General features: G+C 71.3%; 10 protein-coding genes. 4 read left to right on the top strand and 6 right to left on the bottom strand.

Going from position 1 to position 9,839, the window contains the following annotated elements; all coding sequences use genetic code 11:
* Window positions 1-198: 198 nt before the first annotated feature.
* Window positions 199-882 (bottom strand): RNA methyltransferase, encoded by a 684-nt coding sequence (locus tag VJR25_RS14235; protein WP_324116142.1) that lies wholly within the window; start codon window positions 880-882, stop codon window positions 199-201.
* Between the two features lie 129 nt (window positions 883-1,011).
* On the opposite strand from VJR25_RS14235, the gene VJR25_RS14230 reads away from it, so the two are divergent.
* Together VJR25_RS14230 and VJR25_RS14225 are read left to right on the top strand one after the other, a co-directional pair.
* The gene (locus VJR25_RS14230) at window positions 1,012-2,262 is read left to right on the top strand and encodes an Nramp family divalent metal transporter (RefSeq protein ID WP_324116145.1); all 1,251 of its coding nucleotides are present in this window, start codon (window positions 1,012-1,014) and stop codon (window positions 2,260-2,262) included.
* 22 nt (window positions 2,263-2,284) lie between these two features.
* Window positions 2,285-2,920, top strand: coding sequence for a metal-dependent transcriptional regulator (locus VJR25_RS14225; RefSeq protein ID WP_324116140.1), 636 nt, complete (start codon window positions 2,285-2,287; stop codon window positions 2,918-2,920).
* Between the two features lie 19 nt (window positions 2,921-2,939).
* Here VJR25_RS14225 and VJR25_RS14220 read toward each other — a convergent pair whose 3' ends face one another.
* From VJR25_RS14220 to pyrE, 4 genes are all read right to left on the bottom strand, one after another.
* Window positions 2,940-3,917: an SDR family NAD(P)-dependent oxidoreductase gene (locus VJR25_RS14220; RefSeq protein ID WP_324116138.1), complete on the bottom strand. Its 978-nt coding sequence runs from the start codon at window positions 3,915-3,917 to the stop codon at window positions 2,940-2,942.
* 81 nt (window positions 3,918-3,998) lie between these two features.
* A complete protein-coding gene (locus VJR25_RS14215) occupies window positions 3,999-4,889 on the bottom strand; it encodes an RNA polymerase sigma-70 factor (RefSeq protein ID WP_324116136.1) in 891 nt (296 codons plus the stop codon).
* 10 nt (window positions 4,890-4,899) lie between these two features.
* Window positions 4,900-5,496, bottom strand: a complete 597-nt coding sequence (locus VJR25_RS14210) for a carboxymuconolactone decarboxylase family protein (RefSeq protein WP_324116134.1) — start codon at window positions 5,494-5,496, stop codon at window positions 4,900-4,902.
* Window positions 5,497-5,573: 77 nt separating this feature from the next.
* Window positions 5,574-6,152 carry an orotate phosphoribosyltransferase gene (gene pyrE / locus VJR25_RS14205; protein ID WP_324116132.1) on the bottom strand — a complete coding sequence of 193 codons (579 nt, stop codon included), beginning with the start codon at window positions 6,150-6,152 and terminating at the stop codon, window positions 5,574-5,576.
* A 220-nt stretch (window positions 6,153-6,372) separates the two neighbouring features.
* Between pyrE and VJR25_RS14200 the strand changes: the two genes are divergently transcribed.
* Both VJR25_RS14200 and pntB read left to right on the top strand, forming a co-directional pair.
* Complete coding sequence (locus VJR25_RS14200; protein ID WP_324116130.1) at window positions 6,373-7,947, top strand: Re/Si-specific NAD(P)(+) transhydrogenase subunit alpha; 1,575 nt, start codon at window positions 6,373-6,375, stop codon at window positions 7,945-7,947.
* Window positions 7,944-9,350, top strand: coding sequence for a Re/Si-specific NAD(P)(+) transhydrogenase subunit beta (gene pntB / locus VJR25_RS14195; RefSeq protein WP_324116128.1), 1,407 nt, complete (start codon window positions 7,944-7,946; stop codon window positions 9,348-9,350). The genes VJR25_RS14200 and pntB overlap by 4 nt, the downstream gene beginning before the upstream one ends.
* 78 nt (window positions 9,351-9,428) lie before the next feature.
* Here the strand turns inward: pntB and VJR25_RS14190 are convergent, their stop codons facing one another.
* Window positions 9,429-9,698 (bottom strand): hypothetical protein, encoded by a 270-nt coding sequence (locus tag VJR25_RS14190; protein ID WP_324116126.1) that lies wholly within the window; start codon window positions 9,696-9,698, stop codon window positions 9,429-9,431.
* Window positions 9,699-9,839 lie beyond the last annotated feature (141 nt).

Raw genomic sequence — 9,839 nt, 5'->3', positions numbered from 1 at the left:
AGTCGCGCACGATCACGTCACGTCACGTGATGCTGGCCGTGCTCGATCGGCCCGATCCCGATCCCGCGGCAGCCCTCCTCGCCGCCCTCCGGGTCGATGCGGCGGAGCTGCGCGGACGTCTGAACGCGGGCCGGTAGCTCCGCCCGCGCCGGTGGGCCCGGCGGCGGAGCCCGCTAATCGGCCCAGCGGCGGAGCCCGCTAATCGGCCCAGCGGCGGCACCACTCGTACATGACCACCGCTGCCGCCGCCGAGGCGTTGATCGACCGGGTCGATCCGTACTGGGTGATCTCGACGTGCCCCTGCGCCGCGGCGAGCGCTTCGTCGGAGAGCCCGGGCCCCTCCTGGCCGAACAGCAGCACGCACGACCGGGGCAGGTCGGCGTGGTCCACCGGCTGCGAACCGGCGACGTTGTCCACCGCGATGACGGGGATGCCGGCGTCCTGAGCCCAGGCCGCGAAGTCCTCGACCGTCGGGTGGTTGCGCACGTGCTGGTAGCGGTCGGTGACCATGGCGCCGCGCTTGTTCCAGCGCCGGTTGCCGATGATGTGCACCTCGGCGGCGAGGAAGGCGTTCGCCGACCGCACGATCGAGCCGATGTTGATGTCGTGCTGCCAGTTCTCGATCGCGACATGGAAGGGATGCCGCTTCGCGTCGAGATCCGCGACGATGGCGTCCATCGTCCAGTACCGGTACCCGTCGACCACGTTGCGGGTGTCGCCGTGCTCGAGCAGCTCCGGGTCGTAGCGCTCGTCGACGGGCCAGGCATCCGAGCCTCCCGGCCAGGGACCGACGCCGTGAGCGGGTGCGGCCGCACCGTGCGCCGCCGACTCCGCCCGGGCCTCCGACGGAACGGACTGCTCAGGATGCCCGGTGTCGCTCACCGACCCAGGGTATCCGGCGCCCCGGCATCCCGATCCGTCACGAACGCACCCCGCACCCGGCCCGACGTGACGGATCCGGATATTTCGGTGAGCCGAAATATGGCGTACCGTGGGCCCATGGCCGGCGGGATGAGGACGGATGCCGGGGCGCGCTCCCTGTTCGGGGGTCCGCGGCGCACCCGGTTGCCGCGTGTGCCGCTGCTGCTCGGGCCCGCACTCGTCGCCGGCGTGGCGTATCTCGACCCCGGCAACGTGGCCAGCAACACGGCCGCGGGGGCCGCCTACGGCTACCTGCTGGTGTGGGTGGTGGTCGCCGCGAACGTCATCGCCTGGCTCGTGCAGTACCTGTCGGCGAAGCTCGGGGTGGTCACCGGGCGCAGCCTGCCCGAGCATCTGGGCACGCGCATCCGGCGACCGTGGGCGCGGCGCGCCTACTGGCTGCAGGCGGAGCTCGTCGCGATCGCGACCGACGTCGCCGAGGTCATCGGCGGCGCAGTGGCCCTGAACCTGCTGTTCGGGCTGCCGCTGGCCTGGGGCGGCCTGATCACCGGCGCGGTGTCGCTGCTGCTGCTCGCCGTCCATGCACGGCACGGCGCCCGCATGTTCGAGGTCGTCATCATCGCCCTCGTCGCCGTGATCGCGGTGGGATTCGTCGTGGGCGTCGTCGTCGCGCCCCCGGCGCCGGGCCCGATGGCCGCGGGACTCGTGCCCCGCTTCAACGGTGCCGGCTCCGTGCTGCTGGCGGCATCCATCCTCGGCGCGACGGTCATGCCGCACGCGATCTATGCGCACTCGAGCCTCACCCGCGACCGGTTCGCCGGCAGCACCCACACCGCCGCGCGCCTCGTGCGCGCCACCCGCTGGGACGTCACGATCGCGATGACGATCGCGGGCGCGGTGAACGTCTGCATCCTGCTGCTCGCCGCCGCCAACGTGCCCCACGGCACCACGACGCTGAACGAGGCGTACGACGCGATCCGGGCGAGCATCGGCCCGATCATCGCGACGATGTTCGCCGTGGGCCTCCTCGCCAGCGGCCTCGCCAGCACCGCCGTGGGCGCCTACGCCGGCGGCGAGATCATGCACGGCCTGCTGCACGTGCGGGTGCCGCTCATCGCCCGGCGGCTGGTGTCGCTCGTGCCCGCGCTGGCGCTGCTGATGCTCGGCGCCGATCCGACCCGGTCGCTCGTGCTGAGCCAGGTGGTGCTGTCGTTCGGCATCCCGTTCGCCCTCGTGCCGCTGGTCGCGCTCACCGCGCGCCGCGAGGTGCTCGGCGCGCACCGCAACCACCCGGTGACCACCGGGCTCGCCGTCGCCGCCGCGGCCCTGCTGATCGTGCTGAACGTCGCGCTGCTGTGGCTCACCTTCAGGCCCGCGTGACGTGCCGGGTAGCCTGGAGCGCGTGCCGTCCCCCGCCGTCGACGACTATCTGAAGTCGATCTACCACCACACCGAGTGGCAGGACCGCCGCATCACCCCCAAGCAGCTGGCCTCGGTGCTGGGGCTGGCGCCGTCGAGCGTCACCGAGATGGTGCAGAAGCTCGCCGCGCAGGGACTCGTCTCGCACGAGCCCTACCAGCCGATCTCGCTGACCGCGGAGGGCGAGCAGCGGGCCGCGGCCATCATCCGCCGGCACCGGCTCATCGAGACGTGGCTGGTGCGGGAATTCGGCTACACGTGGGACGAGGTGCACGACGAGGCCGAGATCCTCGAGCACGCGCTCAGCGACCGCCTGCTCGAAGGCATCGACACCCGGCTCGGGCATCCCCGGTTCGACCCGCACGGCGACGCGATCCCGGATGCCGCGGGGCACGTGCACCGCGAGCCCTTCGTGCTGCTCGCGGATGCCCGGCCAGGGCACGCCGGCCGGGTGCTGCGCGTGAGCGACCGCGACCCCGAGGTGCTCCGCGAGGTGGAGGATGCCGGGCTCACGGTCGGCACCGAGGTGCGCGTCGACGCGCGCGGGACCGTGACCATCGAGGGTGCGGCGGTTCCGGTGACGGATGCCGCGGCCTCCGCCGTGTGGCTGACGGCCTGAGCCCGCCCGCGTCGCCGGGTCACCAGCGGCGGCGGGCCTTGGACGCCTTCTCGAACGGCCAGCGCACGCGGGTGGCCTGCTCGCAGTAGTGCCACACGCGCGCCCACAGCTCCGGGTCGCGCACGTATCGGGCGGGCAGCGACGGCCGGGACTCCCCATGCACCATGTACTTCGGCCCCCAGAACTCGCCGCCCTGGACCTCGGGGTCGACGAGCGCCCGCACGAGCGGCTGCGCGCCGCGCTCCTTGGACTGCGCGATCGGCGCCTGCCAGGCGTCCGCGAACCGGTCGAACGCGGAGGGCTCGTTCACCCCGCGGATGCCGGGGCTGCGGCCGGACAGCGAGTAGCCCGGGTGCGCGACCACGCTCGAGACCGGCACGCCGGACTCCCGCATCCGCCGGTCCGCCTCGAGGCCGAGCACCGTGGTCACGACCTTGGACTGCGCGTACGCGCGCCACTGCGTGTAGTGGTCGACCGATTCGATGTCGACCGGGTCGAACCGGCCGAGGAACGTCGCGAGGCTGCCGAGCCACACCATGCGCCCCTGCATGACGGCGAGCACCTGCAGCAGTTCGCCGGCCAGGGCGAAGTGCCCGAGCGCATTCGTGGTGAACACGAGCTCGTGACCCTCGATCTCGTGCCGCTCGCGGGGCGGGTGCACGATGCCCGCGTTCAGCAGCAGGCCGTTGAGCGGTCCGCGGCTGCGCACGGTGGCCGCGGCCGCCCGGATCGAGCCGAGGTTCGTGGTGTCCAGCAGCAGCGTCTCGACCGATCCCGCGCCGGATCCGCCCGCCGACACGTCGAGCACGCGCCGTTCGACGGCGGCGTGGGACGCCGCGAGCCGGTTCGGGTTGCGACCGGTGAGGATGACGTGCGCGCCGGCGGAGACGAGCTGCTCGGTGGCGAAATAGCCGATTCCCCGGGTCGCACCCGTGACGAGGTAGCGCCTACCCCTCAGATCGGGCAGATGGGTCGGGTCCCAGTCGCCACGCGCCACGCAACGAGAGTACCGCGCCCGTTGCGGCCCCGTGGCCGGTCCGGTGCGCGCGCCGCCGGCCGGCCGGGGCCCGCCCGCAGGTCAGCGTGCGACCACCGCCTCGGTGTCCACGCGTCCGAGCTTCTCGGGGTTGGCGATCGAGTAGATGTGCGTGACCCGGCCGTGCTCGACGGTGACGCTGACGACGGCGGCGAGCTGACCGTCGAGCTCCATCCGGATGCCGGGCTGCCCGTTCACCCGGGTCGCCGAGGCGACGAGGGCGCCGCCCGCCTTCGTCATGCCGCTGATGAGGTAGCGGGCGAGCCGGAGCGCGCCCACGATCGGATGCCGCGCGGCGCCGTGCACCTTGCCTCCGCCGTCCGCCACCGACACGACGTCGGGGGCGAGCACGTCCATGAGGCCCTGCATGTCGCCGGTGTTCAGAGCCGCGACGAGGCGCTCCATGACCTCTTCGAGCTCGGAGGGCACGACCCGCACGCGCGGGCGGCGCGCGGCGACGTGGTCCTTCGCGCGGTGCGCGATCTGGCGCACCGCGGCCGGGGTCTTGCCGACGGCATCCGCGATCTCGTCGTACGGCACGTCGAACACCTCGCGCAGCACGAACACCGCCCGCTCGGCGGGCCCGAGCGTCTCGAGCACGGTGAGCATCGCGATCGAGAGGCTCTCGGCGAGCTCCACGTCGTCGGCGACATCCGGGCTCGTGAGCAGCGGCTCGGGGAGCCACTCGCCGACGTACTCCTCGCGGCGGCGCGACAGGGTGCGCAGGTGGTTGAGCGCCTGGCGGGTCACGATCCGCACGAGGTACGCGCGCGGGTCGCGCACCTCGTCGCGGTCGACCGCCGCCCAGCGCAGCCACGACTCCTGCAGCACGTCTTCGGCGTCGGCGGCGGAGCCGAGCATCTCGTACGCGACGGTGAACAGCAGGTTCCGGTGGGCGACGAACGGGTCGTCGTCGACGGTGTCGGTGCTCATGGGCGCGAGCCTACGCGGCGCGTCCGTCGGCCGAGCGGGTGGCGAGCGGCGGCAGCCCGCACGAGTCCGCGAAGTGCTCGGAGCGGATGCCGAGAGCGACGTTCATGCGCGCGGTCATGTTCATGAACGCGACGCGGGCGGCGAGCTCGACGAGTGCCGGGGCGCCGAGCTGCGCGAGCAGGGCGTCGGACAGCTCGTCCGTCACCGCCGGCGGCGTCTGGCTCGCCGCCTCCGCGTACTCCATCACGGCGCGCTCGAGCGGGCTGAACACCGCGGAGTCCCGCCAGCGGGGCACCTCGCGGATCTTCTCGAGGTCGAGACCGTGGTTGCGGCCGGCGAAGTAGTTGAAGTCCAGGCAGAAGCTGCATCCGATGGTGGCGGCCGATGCCATCGCGGCGTACGAGGCCAGGTTCGGGTCGAGCTCGTGCCATCCCTCGACCTTGCGGCCGATGCCCATCGAGTCCTTCATGACGCCCTGGTGCTGCCACAGCACGCCGATCGAGTCGGGAACGCGGCCGATCATCTTCTTGGCGCCCAGCTTGACGAGGGCCCCGAAGACGCCGGTGACCTCGGCGGCCGGGATGCGGGCCTGGTTCTGAGTGTTCATGTCCTTCTCCTTGCGTCTGGAATGATTCCTTCGGCATGGAGACACCGGCCGGCGCCGGCGTGTGACATCCCCGTGGATTACTGGGGGTCGAGCCCCAGGTCTTCGAGGTCGATCGCGGCGAGCCACTGCAGGCCCTCCGCCTCGACGGCGGCCTGCGCGCCGGTCTTGCGGTCGACGATCACGGCGACGGCGACCGGCTCGGCGCCTGCACGGCGCAGCGCCTCGACGGCCTTGAGCGCCGACTGGCCGGTCGTGGAGGTGTCCTCGACGACGACCACGCGCTTGCCCTCGACGTCGGCTCCCTCGATCTGACGGCCGCGACCGTGGTCCTTGGGCTCCTTGCGCACGACGAACGCGTCGAGCGAGTGACCGGCGTTGACGGACTCGTGCATGACCGCGTTCGCGATCGGGTCGGCGCCGAGGGTCAGGCCACCGACCGCGACGATGCCGTCCACGTCGCGGATGAGGTCGAGCATGATGCGCCCGATCGCGGGGGCGGCGCGGTGGTCGAGCGTGAGCTTGCGCATGTCGACGTAGTAGGTGGCCTTCTTGCCGCTGGACAGGGTGAAGTCCCCGTGGAACACCGCCTCGTCCTTGATGAGGCCGATGAGGGCCTGGCGGTCGGCTTCGAGCACGGCAGTGGAGGCGACGGTCATAGCTCCCGATTTTACGGCGACGGCTCCATCCGCCGTCATAATTCCGGTATCCGGAAGATCAATTCCATTTCAAATCTTTGGCGATCCAGGATGGTATCCCTCTGCTGGCCGCGCATTTCGGGAAGAAAGGCGAATCTTTCCCGGCGACTCGACGTAATCTGGGGTTTTCCGGCGTCCTGCTCGCCCTAGAGTCCTGCAAGAACGTCCCAACGGAGAGAACATGACCCCCACTGCACCGGAGCAGCACGCGCCGCCTGCGACCATCGGCATCGTCGTCGAGTCGCCCGGCGAGACCCGCGTGGCCGCCACTCCCCCCACTGTCGCCCGCCTCGTGAAGCTGGGCTACCGCGTCGCGGTGGCCGCGGGCGCGGGCGAGGCATCCCGATTCTTCGACTCGGCCTATGCGGATGCCGGCGCCGAGATCGTCGGCGACGACGAGGCCTGGCGCAGCGACATCGTGCTGCGCGTGAACCCGCCCGCGTTCGACGAGATCGGCAAGCTGAAGGACGGTGCGGTGATCGCGGGCCTGCTGAGCCCGGCCCTGCGTCCGGACCTGCTGGAGGCTCTCGCCACGCGCGGCATCACGGCGCTCGCGATGGATGCCGTGCCGCGCATCTCGCGCGCGCAGTCGATGGACGTGCTGTCGTCGACCGCGAACATCGCCGGGTACCGTTCCGTGATCGAGGCGGCCCACGAGTTCGGCCGGTTCTTCACGGGCCAGGTCACCGCCGCGGGCAAGGTGCCGCCGGCGAAGGTGCTGGTCGCCGGCGCGGGGGTGGCGGGGCTCGCCGCGATCGGTGCGGCATCCAGCCTGGGCGCGATCGTGCGGGCCACCGACCCGCGTCCCGAGGTCGCCGACCAGGTGCGCTCCATCGGCGGCGAGTACCTCGCGGTGGACGTGCAGGTCGAGCAGTCCACCGACGGGTACGCGAAGGCGACCAGCGAGGCGTACGACCGCCGGGCGGCGGAGATCTACTCCGAGCAGGCCGCGGACGTCGACGTGATCATCACGACCGCGCTCATCCCGGGCCGGGCGGCTCCGCGTCTGATCACCGCGGCGGATGTCGCGAGCATGAAGCCGGGCAGCGTCATCGTCGACATGGCGGCCTCCCAGGGCGGCAACGTCGAGGGCTCGGTCGCGGGCGAGCGGATCGTGACCGACAACGGCGTGGTCATCCTCGGCTACACCGACCTGGCCGGGCGGCTGCCCTCGCAGGCGTCCCAGCTGTACGGCACGAACCTGGTGAATCTGCTCACCCTGCTCACCCCGGGCAAGGACGGCCACCTCGTCATCGACTTCGACGACATCGTGCAGCGCTCGGTGACCGTGGTGCGCGACGGCCAGGTCACGTGGCCGCCGCCGCCCGTGCAGGTGTCGGCCGCACCGCAGAAGGCGGATGCCGCGGCCGACGCCCCCGCCCGGAAGCAGAAACGCACCCTGTCGCCGGGCGCGAAGACCGGGCTCATCGTGCTCGGCATCGCGGCGCTGTTCGCGATCTGCGCGTTCGCCCCGGCCCCCCTCCCGCAGCACTTCCTGGTGCTCACCCTCGCGGTGATCATCGGGTTCTACGTCATCGGGCACGTGGCGCACGCGCTGCACACCCCGCTGATGAGCGTCACGAACGCGATCTCGGGCATCATCGTCGTCGGCGCCATGGTGCAGATCGTCGCCCCGTCGCCGGTCGTGCAGATCCTCGCCGCGGTCGCGGTGCTGCTGGCATCCATCAACGTGTTCGGTGGTTTCTCCGTCACCCGGCGAATGCTCGCCATGTTCTCGAAGGCGGGTGACCGATGAGCGTCGCAGCATCCATCGCCACGGCCGCGTACATCGTCGCGGCCCTGCTGTTCGTGCTGAGCCTGGCCGGGCTCAGCAAGCACGAGACGTCCCGGCGCGGCGTCACCTACGGCATCGTCGGCATGACGATCGCGCTGATCGCCACCGTCATCCTCGTCATCACCGGCGCGTGGGGCACCAACTCGCTCGGCCTGGGCGTCACGCTGCTGGTGATCGCCGTCGCGATCGGGGCGGTGATCGGCCTGTGGCGGGCCCGCGTGGTCGAGATGACCGGGATGCCGCAACTTATCGCCCTGTTCCACTCGTTCGTGGGACTCGCCGCCGTGCTCGTGGGCTGGAACGGCGCCCTCGACACCGAGGGGATCCCGGCGAGCCTGCTCGGCATCCACCACGGCGAGGTGTTCATCGGCGTGTTCATCGGCGCGGTCACCTTCACCGGCTCGATCGTCGCGTTCCTGAAGCTGTCCGCGCGGATCTCGTCCAAGCCCCTCATGCTGCCGGGCAAGAACGTGCTCAACGTGGGCGCCCTGGTCGTGTTCGTCGCCCTGACGGTCTGGTACATCATCACGCCGATGTTCTGGCTGCTCGTGGTCGTCACCGTGCTCGCCCTCGCCCTCGGCTGGCACCTGGTCGCCTCCATCGGCGGCGGCGACATGCCCGTGGTCGTCTCGATGCTCAACAGCTACTCCGGATGGGCGGCCGCCGCGGCCGGCTTCCTGCTGAACAACGACCTGCTCATCGTCACCGGGGCCCTGGTCGGCTCGTCCGGTGCGTACCTGTCGTACATCATGTGCAAGGCCATGAACCGGTCGTTCATCTCGGTGATCGCCGGCGGATTCGGCATCGAAGCACCCAAGAAAGACGGCGACGAGCCCGAGGGAGAAGCACACGAGGTCGACGCCGAAGCCGTGGCATCCCTGCTCACCCAGGCCTCCAGCGTCGTCATCACGCCCGGCTACGGCATGGCCGTCGCCCAGGCGCAGTACCCGGTCGCGGAACTCGCCAAGCGCCTGCGCGAACGCGGCGTCGACGTGCGGTTCGGCATCCACCCCGTCGCCGGGCGCCTGCCCGGACACATGAACGTGCTGCTCGCCGAAGCCAAGGTGCCGTACGACATCGTGCTCGAGATGGACGAGATCAACGACGACCTGGCATCCACCTCCGTCGTGCTCGTCATCGGCGCGAATGACACCGTCAACCCCGCCGCCGCCGAAGACCCCGGATCCCCCATCGCCGGCATGCCCGTGCTGCGCGTCTGGGAAGCCGAGAACGTCGTCGTGTTCAAGCGGTCCATGGCCTCCGGCTACGCCGGCGTCGCCAACCCGCTGTTCTACCGCGACAACGCGCAGATGCTGTTCGGCGACGCCAAGCAGAAGGTCGAAGACATCCTCACCGCGCTCTGACGCGTCCGCCCTGGTTCAACCGACGAGATCTGCGCGCAGCGGCCGCAGATCTCGTCGGTTGAACGGCTTCGTGGGGCCTCAGCGCTCGCCGCGGCGGTTGCGCACCCACCACCACAGCGCGAGGGCGACGAGCAGCAGAGGCACGGCCTCGGGGGCGACGACCATGCCGCCGACGAGGGCGTCGAGCACCTCGAATCCGACGAGGGCGCCGGCCGCCGTCCACACGGCCGCGTTGACCAGGTAGACGCTTCGGATGACGCGGGATGCGGCGCGCTTCAGGCGCAGGCCGGCGAGGTGAAGGCGCCGGCGCACTCGAGTGCGCGTCTGACGGGGGATGCCGGAAGGCATGGGGATCTCCAGGACGTCGGCGGACAGCGACCATCTCGCCGGACGCCGGCCCGGATCAGCGGGCGGGCAGCATCCGGCGCATCACTACGCCGGGCGCGCGGGCGCCGTTCGTGCGGACCGCCAGCGAGAGCGCGCGGGTCT

It is taken from the genome of Microbacterium sp. (genome assembly GCF_035277845.1).
Lineage (GTDB): Bacteria > Actinomycetota > Actinomycetes > Actinomycetales > Microbacteriaceae > Microbacterium.
Note: the sequence above shows the minus strand (reverse complement) of the source record. Positions and strands in the feature narration are given on the sequence as shown.